This is a genomic window from Rhizobium sp. CB2179 (genome assembly GCF_057653455.1).
The window spans coordinates 392,713-410,228 of record NZ_JBYGKR010000003.1 but is presented as its reverse complement, the minus strand read 5'-3'; the positions used below and the strand labels follow the sequence as shown (position 1 = coordinate 410,228).

At 61.0% G+C, this 17,516-nt stretch carries 15 protein-coding genes; 7 read left to right on the top strand and 8 right to left on the bottom strand.

All coding sequences use genetic code 11. From position 1 onward, the window contains the following. The first annotated feature begins 55 nt into the window (after window positions 1-55). The 4 genes from AC244Q_RS30395 to AC244Q_RS30380 all read left to right on the top strand — a co-directional run bounded on the left by AC244Q_RS30395 (window position 56) and on the right by AC244Q_RS30380 (window position 4,473). The gene (locus AC244Q_RS30395; RefSeq protein ID WP_012763311.1) at window positions 56-697 is read left to right on the top strand and encodes a UdgX family uracil-DNA binding protein; all 642 of its coding nucleotides are present in this window, start codon (window positions 56-58) and stop codon (window positions 695-697) included. A 142-nt stretch (window positions 698-839) separates the two neighbouring features. Next, the gene (locus tag AC244Q_RS30390; RefSeq protein ID WP_026157615.1) at window positions 840-1,094 is read left to right on the top strand and encodes a DUF2934 domain-containing protein; all 255 of its coding nucleotides are present in this window, start codon (window positions 840-842) and stop codon (window positions 1,092-1,094) included. A 315-nt stretch (window positions 1,095-1,409) separates the two neighbouring features. Continuing rightward, window positions 1,410-1,583, top strand: a complete 174-nt coding sequence (locus AC244Q_RS30385; RefSeq protein WP_003554009.1) for a hypothetical protein — start codon at window positions 1,410-1,412, stop codon at window positions 1,581-1,583. Window positions 1,584-1,755: 172 nt separating this feature from the next. Then, entirely contained in the window at window positions 1,756-4,473 is a 2,718-nt protein-coding gene (locus AC244Q_RS30380; protein ID WP_128407614.1) for a hybrid sensor histidine kinase/response regulator, read from the top strand. Between the two features lie 29 nt (window positions 4,474-4,502). Here the strand turns inward: AC244Q_RS30380 and AC244Q_RS30375 are convergent, their stop codons facing one another. Beyond that, the gene (locus AC244Q_RS30375) at window positions 4,503-4,880 is read right to left on the bottom strand and encodes a hypothetical protein (protein ID WP_128407613.1); all 378 of its coding nucleotides are present in this window, start codon (window positions 4,878-4,880) and stop codon (window positions 4,503-4,505) included. Window positions 4,881-5,014: 134 nt separating this feature from the next. Between AC244Q_RS30375 and AC244Q_RS30370 the strand changes: the two genes are divergently transcribed. The 3 genes from AC244Q_RS30370 to AC244Q_RS30360 are packed head-to-tail and all read left to right on the top strand — an operon-like array spanning window position 5,015 to window position 6,405. Then, window positions 5,015-5,329 (top strand): hypothetical protein, encoded by a 315-nt coding sequence (locus tag AC244Q_RS30370; protein WP_003554014.1) that lies wholly within the window; start codon window positions 5,015-5,017, stop codon window positions 5,327-5,329. 53 nt (window positions 5,330-5,382) lie between these two features. Further along, window positions 5,383-5,673 carry a DUF3175 domain-containing protein gene (locus AC244Q_RS30365; RefSeq protein WP_003554016.1) on the top strand — a complete coding sequence of 97 codons (291 nt, stop codon included), beginning with the start codon at window positions 5,383-5,385 and terminating at the stop codon, window positions 5,671-5,673. Between the two features lie 6 nt (window positions 5,674-5,679). Next, window positions 5,680-6,405: a glutathione S-transferase gene (locus AC244Q_RS30360; protein WP_003554018.1), complete on the top strand. Its 726-nt coding sequence runs from the start codon at window positions 5,680-5,682 to the stop codon at window positions 6,403-6,405. A gap of 133 nt (window positions 6,406-6,538) precedes the next feature. On the opposite strand, the gene ligD is transcribed toward AC244Q_RS30360, so the two are convergent. The 7 genes from ligD to AC244Q_RS30325 form a co-directional block, all read right to left on the bottom strand. Further along, complete coding sequence (ligD, locus tag AC244Q_RS30355; protein ID WP_128407612.1) at window positions 6,539-7,417, bottom strand: non-homologous end-joining DNA ligase; 879 nt, start codon at window positions 7,415-7,417, stop codon at window positions 6,539-6,541. Continuing rightward, window positions 7,414-8,421 carry a DNA topoisomerase IB gene (locus AC244Q_RS30350; protein WP_003554023.1) on the bottom strand — a complete coding sequence of 336 codons (1,008 nt, stop codon included), beginning with the start codon at window positions 8,419-8,421 and terminating at the stop codon, window positions 7,414-7,416. The genes ligD and AC244Q_RS30350 overlap by 4 nt, the downstream gene beginning before the upstream one ends. Before the next feature lie 15 nt (window positions 8,422-8,436). Further along, window positions 8,437-10,593 carry a glycogen debranching protein GlgX gene (glgX, locus tag AC244Q_RS30345; RefSeq protein ID WP_017996504.1) on the bottom strand — a complete coding sequence of 719 codons (2,157 nt, stop codon included), beginning with the start codon at window positions 10,591-10,593 and terminating at the stop codon, window positions 8,437-8,439. Window positions 10,594-10,697: 104 nt separating this feature from the next. Beyond that, window positions 10,698-11,492, bottom strand: coding sequence for an SDR family NAD(P)-dependent oxidoreductase (locus AC244Q_RS30340; protein ID WP_128407611.1), 795 nt, complete (start codon window positions 11,490-11,492; stop codon window positions 10,698-10,700). A gap of 115 nt (window positions 11,493-11,607) precedes the next feature. Next, window positions 11,608-12,198, bottom strand: coding sequence for a DUF4760 domain-containing protein (locus AC244Q_RS30335; protein WP_017996506.1), 591 nt, complete (start codon window positions 12,196-12,198; stop codon window positions 11,608-11,610). Continuing rightward, window positions 12,195-12,662: a hypothetical protein gene (locus AC244Q_RS30330; RefSeq protein WP_026157616.1), complete on the bottom strand. Its 468-nt coding sequence runs from the start codon at window positions 12,660-12,662 to the stop codon at window positions 12,195-12,197. Before AC244Q_RS30330 ends, AC244Q_RS30335 begins: the two co-directional genes overlap by 4 nt. Further along, window positions 12,649-17,280, bottom strand: coding sequence for a caspase family protein (locus AC244Q_RS30325; RefSeq protein WP_245460645.1), 4,632 nt, complete (start codon window positions 17,278-17,280; stop codon window positions 12,649-12,651). Before AC244Q_RS30325 ends, AC244Q_RS30330 begins: the two co-directional genes overlap by 14 nt. Window positions 17,281-17,516: the final 236 nt, after the last annotated feature.

Sequence of the window (17,516 nt, the reverse complement as noted above, 5' to 3'; positions counted from 1 at the left end):
GCGGGAACAATGCCGGCACAGATCGATTGATCCCGAGGAGATGAGGGTCGCCATCATGACCATAGCCGCAAATGTCGGTCCCGCCTGGGCGCTTGAAGTGGCGAATGCCGACAGCATTGCCGAACTTTGGCATCAGGCCGAAGACTGCACCCGTTGTGATCTCTACAGGAATGCCACGCAAATCGTCTTCGGCGAAGGCTCCGGGAAAGCCGAGATCGTCCTCATTGGCGAGCAGCCGGGGGACCAGGAGGATTTGACCGGCAGGCCCTTTGTCGGCCCCGCCGGGCGGCTGCTCGATCGCTGCCTCGAAGAGGCCGGTCTCGATCGTCAACGCTGTTATGTCACCAATGCGGTCAAGCACTTCAAGTTCACGCCGCGCGGCAAACGGCGGCTGCATGCAAAACCGAATGCCGGCGAGATCAGGCGGTGCGCCTGGTGGCTCGGCGCAGAGCTCAACATCCTGCAGCCGAAGCTCGTCGTGACGCTCGGTGCAAGTGCGCTGTATGCGTTGCTTGGCCCGAAAGCAAAGCTGACGCCGGAGCGCGGCCATATCCTGCATCCGACAAACCATCCGCCTGTTCTGGTCACCATCCACCCCTCCTATCTCTTGCGCATCCGTAACGAGGCGGACCGAGACCAGCAGCGCCGGGATTTCGTGTCAGATCTGCACAAGGCCGCGGAGTTTCGGCCCCGGTAAACGTCGATTCTCAACCCTAATATGCTGCGATGCGAAATATTTCCGGTTGCGGCGCGATTTCGCTTGAAAGAGCTCCCCTCCTCTGGAACCATCCGAGCAGTATCGCGTTCGAACGACGGCATCATGTGACTGGAGATCAGCGATGGCAGAAACTCGGGAAGAGTGGATCAAAAAACGTGCATACACCCTCTGGGAAGAAGAGGGATATCCGACAGGGCGAGATTCCATTCATTGGGAACAGGCACGAGACGAGCGCGACGCGCTCGAGGGCTCTGCTGCGTCTTCCAACGGCAAGGAAGCCAAACCCAAGGCGAAGCGCAGCGTGACGGGCAGCAAGGCCAACGGCGTCGTGACACCGGCACCGAAGCGGGCTGCAAGCCGCAAGACGGCGTCCTGAACACTGGATTACCGAGCAAGTCTATTAAAAAGGGCGTCGTCGCGACGCCCTTTGATCTCGTTTTGTCATATGCCTGAATTAGTTTTGCTTTAGGGATTCCACGATGGGCTTCCATGCGGGGGTGAACAGAGGCCGAATGACGCTGCAAGCTTTGAGGCTTCCGAAAAAAGTTGAATCTTCGTCCGATAACCGGGAACAAGAAGGTGCGATGATTGTTTATGGCGCAACGAGGAAGTTGCCATGAAGGACAGTCATACCGAAATCCTCTTTTTAGCCAGCAGCCGCGCTTCGACCGCGATCGTGTGAGGGATGGAGATGTCGCTCCTCATCGTCGCCGCGCTGCTCTACCTCGGTCTCGCCCTTGGCTTCATCCTTGTCGTCGATAACCTCGTCGGACTGGTTTTCCGCGATCCCCGTGCGCCCGCGCAGTTGCCCTTCTTCCACATCGGCCGCGCTTTGGTCGCTTCACAAAAGCTCAATCAAAAATAACCTCCCGGGCACCGCCGCAAACCGCGAAAAGCGTTGAACACCCGGCAGTCAGGGATATTTCGATCGCGCCCTTTTCCTCCCATCGTTAGCCTCTATGTTGAAGCTTTGGAAGGGCTGGACCCCGAGCCGACCGATCACATCGGTGCGGCAGACGACAAGGAAGCGATTTTGAATGAGAAGCGTCGGGGACGGCTGGCCGAGAGGTGGAGGCGAAATCGGCGAATTGTTACGGCATCCGGATTTCCACGCCGTCGGTCTCGGTCCGGTCGAAAGCTGGCCTGCCTCTCTCAAGCACGTCGCCGAAATGGTGTTGAATTCCCGCCAGCCCAAATTCGTCGCCTGGGGTCCGGATCTCGCTTTTCTCTACAATGAAGCCTATGTGCCCGTTTTCCCCGAGCGGCATCCCGATGCCCTCGGACGACCCTTCCGCGAGGTCTGGGCAGATATCTGGGAACAGTTCTCGCCGATCGTCACCAGCACGCTCGAAGGCAGTTCGCAGCTCTTCAAAGAGCTGCTTATCCCGATGCGCCGCGACGGCCGTACCGAAGACACCTGGTTCACCTTCTCATACACGCCGCTGCGCGACGATGACGGCAGGGTCGCCGGCATCCTCTGCGCGGCCCTTGATGTTACCGACCAGGTGTCGGCCAAGCGCGGCGAACAAAGCGCGCTGGAAGAACTGCGTGCAAAATCGGAGGCACTTGCGGTTGTCAACCGGGCGGGTGCGGCGATCACCGCCGAGCCCAGTGTCGAACGCCTCACCCAGATTGTCGTCGATGCCGGCGTGACGCTGACCGGCGCGGAATTCGGCGCCTTTTTCTACAATGTCGATGATGGCGAGGGTGGCAGCTACATGCTCTATGCCCTCTCCGGTGTCGATCGGAAGAACTTCGAGAAATTCCCGATGCCGCGCAATACCAAGGTCTTCGCGCCGACCTTCAACGGCGAAGGCATTATGCGCTCCGACGACATCCTGCTCGACCCGCGCTACGGGCAGAATGCGCCGCATGCTGGCATGCCGAAGGGCCATCTTCCCGTCAGGAGCTATCTTGCCGTGCCGGTGAAATCACGCGACGGCGGCGTCATCGGCGGCTTGTTCTTCGGCCACGGCCAGCCCGGCCGTTTTTCCCAAGCGGCCGAGGCGAGCCTCGTCAGTCTCGCCGGCCAATCGGCCGTCGCGATCGACAATATCCGGCTTTTCCGTGCCGCCAAAATCGAAATCGACCAGCGCCGCAATATGGAAGATCAGCTGCGGAAACTTAATGAAATGCTCGAGGTCCGCGTCGCGGCCGAGATTGCCGAGCGCCAGCAGGCCGAAGCAGCGCTCCAGCAGTCGCAGAAGATGGAATCGATCGGCAAGCTCACCGGCGGCGTTGCCCATGATTTCAACAATCTGCTGCAGGTGATCTCAGGCAACCTGCAGCTTCTGGGCAAGGACGTGGCAGAGAGCGGTCGGGCCAAGGAACGCATTTCCAACGCGCTTGCCGCCGTCGAACGCGGCTCGCGGCTGGCAAGCCAGTTGCTCGCCTTCGGCCGCCGGCAACCGTTGGAGCCGAAGGTCGTCAATATTGGCCGTCTCGTCACCGGCATGGACGACATGCTGCGCCGCGCGCTCGGCGAGGAGATCGAAGTCGAGACCATGGTCTCCGGTGGGCTCTGGAACAGCTTTGCCGATCCGACCCAGATCGAGAACGCACTGCTCAACCTTGCGATCAACTCCCGAGACGCGATGGCTGGCCCCGGTAAGCTGACGATCGAGGTCGGCAACGCCTTCCTCGACGACACCTACAGCCGCACCCATCCTGAAGTCACCGCCGGCCAATATGTCGTGCTGGCGGTTACCGATACCGGATCCGGCATGATGCAGGAGGTCATAGAACAGGCCTTCGAGCCTTTCTTCTCGACCAAGCCGGAAGGCAAGGGTACCGGTCTTGGCCTGTCGATGGTCTATGGCTTCGTCAAGCAGTCCGGTGGCCACGTGAAGATCTACAGCGAGATCGGCGAAGGCACGACCGTCAAGCTCTATCTGCCCCGCTCGTTCCAGAGCGAGGATCGCATCACCAATGTCGACAGCGTGCCGGCGACCGGGGGCACGGAAACCATCCTCGTCGCCGAGGATGACGAGGGTGTGCGCACGACTGTCGTCGAGATGCTGACGGATCTCGGCTACTACGTGTTGAAGGCCAAGGATGCGCAAAGCGCGCTCACCGTGATCGAAAGCGGCGCCCATATCGACCTGCTCTTTACCGATGTCGTCATGCCCGGGCCGTTGCGGAGCCCGGAGCTTGCGCGCATGGCACGCGAGCGTCTGCCTGACATCGCCGTGCTCTACACCTCGGGCTATACCGAAAATTCGATCGTCCATGGCGGCAGGCTCGATCCCGGCCTCGAACTGCTCTCCAAACCCTATACGCGCGAGGAACTCGCCCGCAAGATCCGCCACGTGCTTACCATCAGGACGCAACGCCGCCAAGGGGCGAGCGATGCCGCGGTGGCCGCTCCCAAACATCCCGAGGTCGCCCGTGAAAAGCTGAAGCTGTTGCTGGTGGAAGACGACGCCTTCATCCGCATGGATACCGCCGAGCTTTTGCAGGATCTCGGCTATGACGTCATCGAGGCTGATAGTGGCGAACGGGGCGTGGAAATCCTCCGACATACCATCGTCGACATCATCGTCGCCGATGTCGGCCTGCCCGGCATGTCGGGTCAGGCCTTTGCCGCGAAGGCGCGTGAGGCCTTTCCTTCGGTCGGACTGGTCTTTGCCACCGGCAACAGCAGCCTGCCGGATGCAAATCATCTCCCCGGCTCGGTGCTGCTGTCGAAACCTTTCAGCAGCATAGCGCTCGACCAGGCGGTCAAGAACGCCGTCCAACAACGGCCTGGCGTGTAGGCCAGTCACGATATGCTACAACTTTTGCTTTATGCGTCGGCGCCGTCGAGCTCAGGATATTTCCGCATCAGATCCACCTCGCTGGTGCAACTTTCGTCGCGCGCCATCAGCTCGATCGAGATCGTGTCGGCAGGGTCGAGACGGCCATCATCGTGATGGCTGCCGCCATCGTGAAAACTGCCATCGTCGTGATAGACGGGAATGCGCGCACCGCTCTGACTGACCAGCACGGCATCACGCTCGAAGCCCCTCCGTAGCAGCCAGTCACGCGGCGCCATCAAACGGATGTCGACCTCATAGGCACGCCCCTTCCCGTGCTTGAGGCTGACGGTATAGATGACCGGTGATACCTGGCCGTTCACGTCAATCGCACCGTTTCCATCGGCTTTGACGATGTGTTTTTCCATGTTCTCGGCTGCTTCTTATGCACATCGGAAACCTGACAAACCCGGCTTTTGTTCCGAATTCGGCCCAATGACCTGGGCGGGAACTTTTGGGCTCCGTACCGGTTCAGTCCCTTTGCAAACCACAGGAGGCCGAGATGCCGAGAGGTGATAAATCCGACTATACCGACAAGCAGAAGCGCAAAGCCGAGCACATCGAGGAGGGCTACGAGGATCGCGGCGTCTCCGAGAAGGAAGCCGAACGGCGTGCTTGGGCGACCGTCAACAAGGAAAGCGGCGGCGGCAACAAATCCGGTTCCGGCCGCGGCAAGAAGGATACGCATGAATCCTCCGAAAAGGGCGGCCGCGTCGGCGGTGCGGCATCCGCCGCACGCTCGAAGGAGGAACGTTCCGCTTCCGCGAAGAAGGCCGCGGCGACGCGCAAGCGTAACGAACACCACAGCCACCATTGACTAGGATGCGGCAGCGGAGGCTTTCCGCCAGCCACACGGGGAGTTTTAGACCCATGGCCAAATCGAAAAAGAAATGGTCTCAGGACGTCACCGAACGCAGCGATGCGATGGACCTGAAGGAAGGCGTGTTCAAATCGGACGATCCGAGGAAGATTGCCCGTTCCGTCAAGCACTCCGCCGAGGAGAGTGATCGCCGCAAGTCGAGCCCTTATCGCGCTGCCATGTCGATGCTGACCTTCTACATTAACCGCGCGGGCGACCAACTGACGAAAAAGCGGCGCGGAACCCTTGAAAAGGCCAAGGACGAACTGCGAAAAGACTTTGGTCGTAAACCGAAGGATTGAGCAGCCATGGCATACGAGCTTTATTATTGGGACGGCATTCAAGGCCGTGGCGAATTCGTGCGGTTGGCGCTGGAAGAAGTCGGCGCCGCATATATCGACGTTACCCGCCAGCCCGGGCGCGGCACCGGCGCCATGATGGACGTGATGGAGAGCGAAAGCGAAACGCACATTCCCTTTGCGCCACCGTTCCTGAAGGACGGCGACCTTATTATACCGCATGTCGCCAACATCCTGTTTTATCTCGGACCGAAACTCGGCCTTGCGCCTGAGGATGACGGCCTTCGCCATGTCGTCAACGGCCTGCAGCTGACCGTCACCGATTTCGTCGCCGAAGCGCATGATACGCATCACCCGATCGACATGTCGCTTTATTACGAGGACCAGAAGCCAGAGGCAAAAGCCCGCTCGGCCGCCTTCATCCGCGACCGCATTCCGAAATTCCTCGGTTATTTCGAGCGGGTGCTGCGACAGAACCCGAAAGGCCCCAACCATCTGGTCGGCGATGCGCTGACCTATGTCGACCTCTCGCTCTTCCAGGTAATCGAGGGCCTGAATTACGCCTTTCCGAAAGCCATGACGAAGCGCAAGGCGGAATATCCCTGCCTCTTGGCTCTGCATGACGCGGTCGCGAAGCGTCCGAACATCGCCAGCTATCTCGCCTCCGCCCGCCGCCTCGCCTTCAACGAGGAAGGGATTTTCAGGCATTATCCTGAGCTGGACGGTGCCGGCTGAGACAAGAGAAATTTCAGGAAAAGTGCGAAGCGGTTTTCGCCAGGCAAAGCGCGAAGCGGTTTTGCCGGGACTGCGTAAAAGTAAAAGGATAGAGCGGCTTCTGCGCTTCCGTTAAAGCCGAACTAAAAGCCGTTCATTCCAGCGGAACGGCCGCATCGAAGAAATTTCCCCATGGATCCTTCGGCCGGGTCTCCAACCGTTGCGGCACGTTGGCGAGCGTGAAAGCGGCCGGACCGCTCACCTCGTTCAATTCTGACCAATCCAGCGGCATGGAAACCGGCGCGCCCGATCGTGCCCGCGTCGAATAGGCCGCGACCGCCGTGTTGCCGCGGCCGTTGCGGAGATAATCGATGTAGATATGTCCACCGCGTTTTGCCTTTGTCGCGGTTGCCAGATATTTGTCCGGCGCATCGGCCGACATGCTTTCGGCCAGTGAATGGGCGAAATCCTTCACCTCGGCCCAGCCGGCCTTCGGCGAAAGCGGCGTCACCACATGCAGCCCCTTGCCGCCCGACGTCTTGACGAAGGCAGCCAGGCCGCGGGCTTCCAGCCGCGACTTCAATTCAAGCGCTGCTGCTATCACCGCGCTCCAGGTCACGTCTTCGCCGGGATCGAGGTCCATGGTGACCATATCGGGTCTTTCCCAATTGTCGGCCGTTGCCCCCCAGGGATGAATTTCGAGCACGGCCGACTGCACCAGCGCCACGAGACCGTTGAAATCGCCGATGCGCAGCAAATTTTCGCCGTCCGCATCCTGCGGGTCGGCGATCTCCTCGATGTGCGGATTCATGCCCTTCCAGGCATGTTTCTGGAAAAATCGCTGTTGGCCCTTTATGCCGTCCGGCAAACGCAACAATGCCAAGGGCCGGTTGACGACATAAGGCGCCATGAATGGCCAGACCGCCGCGTAGTAATCCGCCAGCGCCTGCTTGGTCACGCCCTCGTCCGGCCAGTAGAGCCGGTCGGGATGCGTCAAGGATACGTCCGATGCCGGCGTATGTCTGGGGCTCATTCTTCGATCTCGCTTGTGAGGAAATCAAGTAGCCTGTTTTCCTCGGCCCGCAAGCCCCGCAGCGGCTCGTTGCCAGTCTCGATCAGCGGATGATCGTTGCCGGCGAGCGCGATGATCGCGGGATGGATATAGCTCGAGCGCGAGATCGCCGGTGTGTTGTGTAGCGCCTCGGCCGCGGCCTCCGACATCTGCTTCACGGTCGGCCGGCCGCCACCGAGGATCGTCTCGCGCGCCGCTCCGAAAGCCGCCAGCGATCCGGCCCAGGTGCGAAAGGTCTTCGCCGAAATCGGAATGCCCGATATCTCGGCCAGATAGGCGTTCAATCGCCCGGAATCGATTGGCTTCAGCGTCCCGCTTTCGTCCTTCCAGACGAAGAGTTGGCGGCCTGGCAGGTCGGCTATCTCCTCCAGGATCTTCTGCAGCCTGGGATGCTTGAGACTGCGCTGGACGCGCTTGCCACCTTTCGCACGGAATTTCAGTTCGATCTGCCCGTCGACGATCTTCAGGTGGCGTTTTAGCAGCGTCGTTGCGCCATAGGTGCCGTTCTCCCTGACATAGGCCTGATTGCCGACGCGTAGGTGCGCCTCGTCGAGCAGCGTCGTCAAGGCCGCAAGCACGCCATTGACATCCTCTGCACCGGTATCGAGATGGCGCAGCACGGTGCGGCGTATTCGAGGCAGCGCCCGGCCGAACTCGATCAATTGATGGAATTTTCCCGCACTTCGGAAGGATTGCCATTCCTTATGGTAGCGGTATTGCTTGCGCCCGCGCGCATCGAAGCCTGTCGCCTGCAAATGGCCGTTGTCGTAGAGGCAGATCCAGACATTCTCATAGGCTGGGGGCAGACCGAGCGCGCCTATGCGCGCCCGCTGCAATTCGTCGGCAAGCGTCGTACCGTCGGGCATCACATAGCTGAAGCCCTTACCCTTCCTTCGCCTGCGGATGCCTGGTTCGGTGTCGCTGACATAGACAAGACCAAGGTCGGTGATGGCTTCGGCATTCATGTTCTCTGCGACCCGTTACTTGCTCCTGCGGCCGAACTGGAACCAGCGGCGACGCTCGGCTTTTGTCGCGCCTTTCGGCGGCTCGGTTTGTCCCTTCGGCGCGAAGACCGCCACGCTCTGGGCATAGACGATGACCGGATTCTCTGGTTCGCGCACCTCGAAAGAACCCGTCTCCGAGCCCGTGTCGAGAACCCTCGACCACTGTTTCAGCCCATTCACCACGGGTAGGTGAACCTCGCAGTCGCCACCTGCATTGAAGACGAGGAACAGGTCGTCCATCTCCTCGGTGTCCGGTGCATGCACGCTCCTCGAGACGTAGACGCCGAGTACCTGCAAACCGTCGTCGTTCCAGGCCCCATCGTCCATGAAACCGCCATCTGGCTTGTACCAGGCGATCTCGATGCGTCCGTCGTCGGCTGTCTCTCCGGTCAGGAACCGCTCCTGCCGCAAGACGGGATGGGCCTTGCGGAAGGCGACGGCCTGCCGGCAGAAATCGAGGAAGGGGTCGTCGAGCCCCGACCAATCCGTCCAGCCGATCTCGTTGTCCTGGCAATAGGCGTTGTTGTTGCCGCCTTGGCTGTTGCCCAGCTCGTCGCCGGCAAGGATCATCGGAACGCCCTGGGAGAGCATCAGCGTCGCCATCAGATTGCGGCGCCGCCGCGCCCGAAGGCTGTTGATGTCCCCGTTATCCGTCACGCCTTCGGCACCCATATTGTCCGAATGATTGTCCGAATGTCCGTCCCTGTTCTCCTCGCCGTTCGCGTCATTGTGCTTGTCGTCGAAGGAAACCGTGTCCATCAACGTGAAGCCGTCATGGGCCGACAGCAGATTGATCGATGACGTCGCGCCCCGGTCCGAGTGGTTGAACTGTACCGCCGAGCCGGTGATGCGTTGCGAGATCTCCGAGACCATGCCGCCATCGCCCTTCCAAAAGCGACGCACGTCGTCACGAAACTTGTCGTTCCACTCACGGAAGGGATGTGGAAAGCCGCCAACCTGATAACCGCCATCGCCCACGTCCCAGGGCTCGGCGATCAGCTTGACACCGGCAAGGATCGGATCCTGGCGGATTGCGCCGAAGAACAGGCCCTGCCGATCGAATTCCATATCCTGGCGGCCGAGCGTGCTGGCAAGGTCGAAACGGAAGCCGTCGATATGCATGACGCCGACCCAGTAGCGCAGGCTGTCGAGCACCATGCGCATCACCATGGGATTGGCGGCATTCAGGGTGTTTCCGGTCCCCGTGGTATCGAAGGTGTGGCGCGGATCGTCGGGGGAGAGAATGTAATAGCTCGCATTGTCGAGCCCGCGGAAGGACAGCGTCGGCCCTTTCTCGCTGCCTTCGGCGGTATGGTTATAGACCACGTCCATGATGACTTCGATGCCGGCGGCATGGAACTTCTTCACCATGGTCTTGATTTCGGTGATCTTGTCGCCGGACAAGTAGCGCGATTGCGGCGCGAAGAAGCCGAGTGTCTGATAGCCCCAATAATTGCGTAGGTTTTTTTCCAGGAGATAACGATCGTCGAGGAAATACTGGATCGGCAGTAGCTCGATCGCCGAGATGCCGAGCTTGACGAGATGGTCGATGATCGGATCGCTGCACATGCCGAGAAAGGTGCCGCGTAGCCGGTCTGGCACCTTCGGATGGATCATCGTCAGGCCGCGCACATGCGCCTCGTAGATGATGGTGTCGGGCCAGGGACGGCGGATCGCCTCTTCACCCGCCCAATCGAAGTCCGGATCCTGCACCACGCCCTTGACCATGAAGGGGGCGCTGTCACGCTCGTCGAAGGAAAGGTCGTCCTCGCCGATCTGGTAACCGAACAGCGCGTCATCCCATTTAAGCTCGCCCGTCACTTGTTTGGCATAGGGGTCGAGCAGGAGCTTGTTCGGATTGAAGCGATGGCCGGCTTGTGGGTCATAGGGGCCGTGGGCGCGATAACCGTAGACCGTGCCCGGGCCGACGCCGGCGATATAGCCCGACCAGATGTCGCCTTCGCGCTTCGGCAACGGCAGCCGGGCAATCTCGTTCTTTCCGTCAGGCGAGAAGAGGCAGAGCTCCATCTGTTCCGCATGGGCGGAGAATACCGCGAAATGGGTGCCAGAACCCGTATACTCCGCTCCCAGCTCCGGCTTGAGGAAGTCGAGTTCCGAAAATGAAAAGCTCATGGTGCCCCGCTTGGTGAAAAGAACAAGCGGGAAACGTCACGGCGGTTCGAAAGTTCCCTTTTTTAAAAAGGGAAAGCGAGGATCTTGCCCGCCGATCGAGGCGTTCACGGCATCAGCTGGCCGCCATTGACCTCGATGATCTGGCCGGTGATGTAGCCCGACAGCGTCGGCGAGGCGAGGAAGAGATAGGCGCCGACGCAATCTTCCGACGTGCCGACGAAGCCCATCGGGATCGACTTGCGCTGCAGCTCCATCTGCTCGTCATTGGTATAACGCTCGTGGAAGGGCGTGGCGATAACGCCCGGCGCCACTGCGTTGACTCGGATCCGGTCGGGGACGAATTCCTTGGCATGGCCGCGCGTGATCGTCGAAACGAAGCCCTTGGACGCCGCATAGAGGATCGCACCATTGCCGCCGCCATTGCGCGCAGCGATCGAGGTGGTGTTGATGATGAATCCACCCTGCTTCTTCAGCCAAGGATGCGCCGCACGTGTTGCCGCCAGCACCGAGCGGGCGTTGAGGTCCATGACCGCGGCATAATGGGCGTCGGTATATTCCGAGGTCGGCTTGCGCCCCAGCATGCCGCCGGCATTGTTGATGAGCCCGTCGAGATGACCGAAGGTCTTCGCCGTCTCCTCGACGACACGCTCGGTCTCGCCTTCCCTCGACACGTCGCCCTGGATCAGGTGCACGGTGCCGCCGGCAGACCGGATCTCGTCTGCAAGCTTCTCCGCCGGTTCGCGGCTGGCATTGTAATGCACGCCGACCTTGGCCCCTTGAGCCGCAAAGGCGCGGGCCAGCGCCGCGCCGATCCCGGTCGAGGCGCCGGTGATCAGCACGGCCTTGCCGGACAGGTCCGGCAGCTTGATGGATGCGAGCGATTGCGCAAGTTCGACCATGGCGACGATTGCCTCCCGAATAACCAAGGACATAGGTGATGAAACGACTAGGAGAAGTCTTATCAGGGGAAATCGGCGAAGGGCAATGCACGAAAGGGAGAGATTCGCAGGGTGCCTAGTCCCGACCAGCGGGATTGAGTTCCCGAGAGAGATCGACAAGTGTCGCGCCCCGGCCTGGCAATGTTTCCTTGCTGCTTTCGATATAAGGACCATAGGCATCGAGGAAAGACTGCACGGTATCATTGAAGAAGACCGCGGTTGTCTCCTTGGAGCAGAGCGACGCACTCACGCAAAGACCAAGCCGGTTGAAGAAATAGACGACCTCCCTGACCTGCTCCTGGCGTGCGGGCTCCTGCGCGATCCGACGGTTGAAGGACTGCAGCAGGTTGTCCCTGGCGTGTCCGCTCGTCTCAGCCGTCTTCCTGTCGGCGGGCGGGACCGTCGCGATGAACGCCGTGTAGAACTCACGAAGTTCACCATAGGCTTGCCGATAGCCCTGCGTTTCCCAGGTCTCAATGAGGGTGAGCGTATATTTCGTCCGTTCGGTCTCCTGGTTCTCGCGGTACTCGAAGACTGCCCAAAAGATTCCCCCCACCGCGCCGACGAAGGTCACAACGGTGATAATGCTGCTCAGAAGCGACCAGCCGGCATCGGAAACGTAGAAGAAAGAGAGGCCGGCCGGCCGCCTGGATGATGGCTGGCTCATGGCTTGCAGTTCTCGACCAGATCGAACCGCACCGACGGATCGATCGTGCCTTCGTGACCATCCAGCAACCGCTTCAGGCAAACAAGGCCTGCCTCATCGAAGATGTAGACGGAGCGTAGCTCGCGCTGGTTCCGTGCTGTGGATTCACCTCCGGGCGGTAATAGCCCGGGCATCCGATCAAGACCGCGGCGTTCGCGTCCGTCGTCCCCGGCGCAGGCGGAGAGATCGACCTCCGCATTGCTCGTTTCCGCGCTCCGGGCGGTTGAAAGAAACTTTTCATAGTCCTGACGGAAGCATTTTGCCCTTACCTCATCCAGCTCGACGACCTCGTCACAAATGAGGCACGCGGCGCCGGCGGCGGCAGGTGCGAGAAGCAGCATGGCGGCGGCAGGTGCGAGAAGCAGCATGGCAGCTGCCAGGGCCGCAACCGTTTTATACGCGTCGCGAAATCTAAAAGAGGGCATAGTCTCCCACCAGTCGGCTGTTGATGATCCAGGGTGTCTGCTTGCCGTCGCTCGCCGCGAAAACCAGCGTCTTGACGCCGCGATACAGTTCGGAGGCCTCGATGCGACCATTGTGATTGTGGTCATAACGATCGCGTTCCTTTCCAAGGACGGTAACGATCGCGTTGGTGAACAGGCCGCCGACCTCCCGCCGCCCAAGCGACTCCTGTCGCCCCTTCGCAGCGGCGAGAATGGTGAGATTGGATTTAAGGGCGACGAGGCTGTTGGCGAGATCGTCGTTGGTGGTGAAAGCCCCGGTCCCCGCGGCGCCGGAGTGGCAGGCGTCAAGAAGGATGGTGATGCGCGCCTCGGTCCTTTCGAACAGCGCGGCCAGCCGGTCGAAAGGCAAGGCTGTGTGTTCGAGATCCGTTGGATCGGTGGCAGACGTCGCGAAATAGAAACGCCCATTGCGATCCTGCATGCCATGGCCGGCCAGAAACAGGACCGCGTGGTCCCCACGGACCAGCCCGTCCAGCAGTCGCGCCGTCGCCTCCAGTATGGCCTCGGGTGTGGCACGCCTGTCCTTCGGCCCTGCCTCGCCGCGGAACGGTGGCTCTTTACCAAGCGGCTCGGTCAGCGTTTCGAGCACCGTGCCTGCATCGCGCAGAGGGTAATTGAGCGAACGGAGGCGCTCATCCTCGTAAGTGTTCACGCCGATGACGAGCGCGCGGGTGACCGCACGGCGCGCAAGCGGCTCGCCGAGATCAGCCGATACCGGGAGGCTCGCCAGGCCCGCAGAATTGAATCCGATGACCGACACCCAACGCGCGTCCTTGAGCCTCTCGATCGACACTGCATTTCCGATGGTGGCTGCATCAACCGTTCCGGTCAGAACACCGTCCTGAAAAACGGACATATGCACCGTCTCAGCCGGGTCGAAGTGCAATACGGCTCTTACGCGACTGCCGTTTTCCTCGAGCGCAATCTCGCCTGTCAACGACGGCGGTACGCCCACCTCGGCGACGGCCTGCGGCGTCTGCCCTCGATCAAGAACGGCGCGCGCCAGATCTGGGACCTGGCGCGCTATGCCGAACCGGTCGAGACTATACTGTCCAACCCTACCGGGAAACTTCAGATCGATGAGGGCGGCGGCCTCGGCTGTCGCGTCGTAAAAGTAGTCCCTGGTCCAGACCGCGATCTCGTCGTCGGCGATGCGCCCGGACAGAAGCGACTGCCTATCGTCCAGAATGGCGTGAATATAGAAGTTGCCGTCAGAATTAAGTTGCACCGCATGGCGACGGTCTTTCGTCAACCAGGCGTCGACGAGGAGGTCGCCATTCGGAAGATTCTCGCCGATCCAGAGGAACTTCTGTGTTGCGCGGTCACGCACGGTAATGACGCCGTTGCCGGGCGCATAGGTCAGCAGCAGGTCGTCATTGGCTTTGATACGAAAAGCGTGCTGGTACCACAGACGATGGGCATTGTTTTCGAAGAAAAATGCGCCTTCCGCCTGAAGTGCCGCACTCGCCGCCGGCGCGGGGCGCGCGATATCCATGACGTAAAGGGCAGCATAGGGCCTGAGGCTCCCGAACGTCGCCCCCGCGACACACTCCGCACGCGCCACCCATACCGCCCCGCGAGACGTGCGGACGGTCGAGACCTCGACAACATCGCGAGGCGCCGACAGCGAGCCCATGCCCCCCGAGCTTGAGGATTCTCCGAGCAGAAGATGTTCACAGTCGGAGATGGGACCCTCCTCCCCGACGGGCAGAGCCCAGTCGAATCGCCAGCCCGCACGCTCCGCCTCGCGGCGGAAGCGCCCCATCGCCTCTGCGGATCGTTTCAGCCGCTGGTCGCGATCAAGCGCGTGAAGGGCGTTGTTTTCACCCGCGGCGTAGGACGCGAGGAGGCGTTCACCGTCGACCATTGGATCGAGCGCGACGCCGAGGCGCAAGAGTTGTTCGGGCAAGGCAGCGGCGAGAGGCGTGTCGTTGCCGGCTCTGGTGGAGCCTTGGTCGTTCGATGCCACAGCGGTATCGATCATGACTGCCTGAAGCTCAATTTTGGCCAACGTGCGCGACAGGCTCTCCGTAAAATCGCGGGGGCGGCGGCTGTCGGCTTCCGCGACCTCCCAGTCTTCCCAGGTACTGGTCGTCTTGAAGCCGCCGGCAACATCGAATTCCCGAGCGACACTGACGGGCGACACCATGCCAAGCGACCAGAACATATGAAAATGAAGGGGAATTGTCTCGCCACCTTCGGAACTGTAAGCGCCCGAAGAATTCGCGATCGAGGCGTAATCCGGGTTCTGGAGCGCACCAACGCGGTAGCCGGCGCCACCCCAGATGGCGTAGGCAGCATTCTCCAGATCGATCGCCACGCGGGTTTGACCGCGTTCTGCGGTGCAGCAAGACGGCCCGGTAATCTGTTCCCGTATGCGCAAGTGATCGCCGAAGGTGGAGGTAAAATTCACCTCCGCCCAAGGCGCGAGTGTGGTGAAGACGACACTGTCGCCGAGCGCCCAGCGAAGGTCGCCGGCGTCCGCTGTCGCGGCCGTATGCCCATCGACCATGTCGACGATGTCGAGCCGGCCATTATGCTCGACGCCGATGAAGCGGTGGGTTGGCGAGATCTGCAGGTGTGTGCCTGCCCGCTCGACGATTTCCGTCCCGCTTGCCGCATCCAGCAGAAGAAAGCGGGTATCGTTGAGGAGGATGCGGCGGGAGAATTTAGGGATATCGATGCTATGTGTGAACGCCGCGCGGCCCTCGGCGGTGTTGAGGACGATCTCGGCGGGCGCCGGTGCGATGTCGAGCCGCTCGGACCCTTCCTTCAGAACGATCTCCTCCTCGCAGGCGCGCAGATAACCCACCAATGAGACGGATAGGTTCAAAGGCCCGGCTTGCAGCGGAATGGCTGAAACTGAACCACTCGCCGCGGCGCCGCGCGTCGCCAGAGCGACCATGGCGCGTGTCTTGCCGAGACCGGTTTTGATCGCGAACGGATTGGGTGCATCAGGACCCAACGCGACATGCCCCTTGCCTTTAAAACGGACGGGCTGTTCTGCTTTGACCATGAACCAAACCGGTATGCGATCTTCGAGCGTGTTGCCCGACCACTCGATCGCAAAGCTGTTTCCGGCGCGGAGCGGTCCCTGATGCGGCAGTGTCCATTGGAATTTTTCGGCCAGGCGCCGGAGCGTCTCCTTCTCCTCGTCGCATGACCCGCCGAGCCTGCGAGCAGCTTGCTTCACGCGGGCCTGGAAGCCTTCCAGCGGCTCGCCCTCGTGCCACCCGACCGCTCCATCCACGATCGGTCCCGGACCGCGGGTGGGTGGAGGTGCTAAACCCGCTTTCCGGCCATCGAAAACGCCGCTCTTTGCGGCTGCGTAGGGTTTCGGCGAGCCCTTTGCGGACTTCAGGAAACATACCCCGCCGCTCGGGTTGAACGTATAGGCTCGGCACATGTCGGTTTCGGAGCAGATCGCGATACATTCGCCTTCCTTCAGGCCACGCAGAAGCGGATCGGTCAGCCCATGTCGAATGTCATCGCCGCCAAGATCCGTATTCGGCTGCGAGGTCCAGGTTCCTTCGGACACGGTGGCCTCGGCCAGTTCGTCGGCAAGACGGGAGAACTGGCCAGGGAAGGGATCCTGGCCGCTACGAAGCCTGGCGAGGAGGGTAGCACATGCCTTTCCAACCCGGTCGTACTCGGGGCCGAATTGCGCGAGACCGAAGGACATCGACCATGTCCCCAACTTGAGGTTCAGCGACCGCCCGGAGGAAAGGCGGGCGATGAGCGCTGCATCGCGACCGGCATCGAGGACCGGTCTCTTGCGGATGCCATCGAGGGGAAGCGTTGCCTCAGGGCCCCGATCCACCGTCAGTCCCGCGCTCGAGACCGACGGTGTCGAGTAGCCCGCTACCTCTTCGAAATCAAGGACCACACCGGCTTCGGCATCGCAGGCAAGACGAAGGCAGACTTTGCTGTAGCCGGTGGAGGCGCAGATTTTGCTGCCTATCCCCGTGTCGTCCGGCTGCCACGGTGGCAAGGCCGCATCGCCGACAACCGGGCCTGTCCCATGGGAAAGCTCCTCCTCCATGTTGACGGCATGTGCCTCGCGGATCGATGCCGGCGCCTCCCAGCTCCGATCGGCTGCCCAGGCCGCCATGGCAGCCATGGTCGCTTGGTCTGTCTGGCCATTCACCGGCCCCGAATAGTAGCCGAGCCGTGAGAGGGCCGATTGAACGCGACGAACAGTCCCATCTTCTGGACCAGAGCCTGGACGATCCTGTTCTGCGACCTGTCCCTGCGCGCGTTCAGCTTCAAGAGAATTGAGATGCGCGACACGGAGGGTTGTTGGAGCCTCCCATCCCCGGTCGCGTGCCCACGCTACCACCGAACTCCACGTCTCGACCCCGGCATTTCCGTCGATCGGACCATGATAGTAACCGAGCGCTTCCAGGGCACGCTGCAGGCGTTGCACTTGCGATCTTGTCAGCTGTGATTGAAGAGTCGGTATCGGTTTAGACGGTGGGCTACCAGCATCTGGCGGCGCGGCATCACGTGTGACGCCGTCGGTCAAGCTCCTGATGATGTCGAGTGGAGACTGCGCCAGAGCCGGCTGCGACAGCAACATGATACATGCCAGAGCAATCCCTATTACCCTCATTGATGCAGCATGGCCCCCAGCCAAAAGTTAATAAAGAGTATACTGCCGAAGAACTGAGGGTTCCTCAAGTGAATATTTAAGGATTGGTGCGTCTTACCCGTTACCGCCCTAGCAGAGCGCGTCGCCGTATCGTCCGCTACTACACCAATACGAACTCGACTTTTGCGTGAATCAAGTATATTCCTTGCCTTGCAACGCTTTGT

Excerpts from the sequence above, each read along its gene's own strand:
- AC244Q_RS30360 (WP_003554018.1), top strand. The coding sequence starts at position 5,680 with ATGGCATACGAGCTTTATTATTGGGACGGCATTCAAGGCCGTGGCGAA.
- AC244Q_RS30365 (WP_003554016.1), top strand. The coding sequence starts at position 5,383 with ATGGCCAAATCGAAAAAGAAATGGTCTCAGGACGTCACCGAACGCAGC.
- glgX (WP_017996504.1), bottom strand. The coding sequence starts at position 10,593 with ATGAGCTTTTCATTTTCGGAACTCGACTTCCTCAAGCCGGAGCTGGGA.
- AC244Q_RS30340 (WP_128407611.1), bottom strand. The coding sequence starts at position 11,492 with ATGGTCGAACTTGCGCAATCGCTCGCATCCATCAAGCTGCCGGACCTG.
- AC244Q_RS30380 (WP_128407614.1), top strand. The coding sequence starts at position 1,756 with ATGAGAAGCGTCGGGGACGGCTGGCCGAGAGGTGGAGGCGAAATCGGC.
- AC244Q_RS30390 (WP_026157615.1), top strand. The coding sequence starts at position 840 with ATGGCAGAAACTCGGGAAGAGTGGATCAAAAAACGTGCATACACCCTC.
- AC244Q_RS30385 (WP_003554009.1), top strand. The coding sequence starts at position 1,410 with ATGTCGCTCCTCATCGTCGCCGCGCTGCTCTACCTCGGTCTCGCCCTT.
- ligD (WP_128407612.1), bottom strand. The coding sequence starts at position 7,417 with ATGAGCCCCAGACATACGCCGGCATCGGACGTATCCTTGACGCATCCC.
- AC244Q_RS30375 (WP_128407613.1), bottom strand. The coding sequence starts at position 4,880 with ATGGAAAAACACATCGTCAAAGCCGATGGAAACGGTGCGATTGACGTG.
- AC244Q_RS30395 (WP_012763311.1), top strand. The coding sequence starts at position 56 with ATGACCATAGCCGCAAATGTCGGTCCCGCCTGGGCGCTTGAAGTGGCG.
- AC244Q_RS30330 (WP_026157616.1), bottom strand. The coding sequence starts at position 12,662 with ATGCCCTCTTTTAGATTTCGCGACGCGTATAAAACGGTTGCGGCCCTG.
- AC244Q_RS30370 (WP_003554014.1), top strand. The coding sequence starts at position 5,015 with ATGCCGAGAGGTGATAAATCCGACTATACCGACAAGCAGAAGCGCAAA.
- AC244Q_RS30350 (WP_003554023.1), bottom strand. The coding sequence starts at position 8,421 with ATGAATGCCGAAGCCATCACCGACCTTGGTCTTGTCTATGTCAGCGAC.
- AC244Q_RS30325 (WP_245460645.1), bottom strand. The coding sequence starts at position 17,280 with ATGTTGCTGTCGCAGCCGGCTCTGGCGCAGTCTCCACTCGACATCATC.
- AC244Q_RS30335 (WP_017996506.1), bottom strand. The coding sequence starts at position 12,198 with ATGAGCCAGCCATCATCCAGGCGGCCGGCCGGCCTCTCTTTCTTCTAC.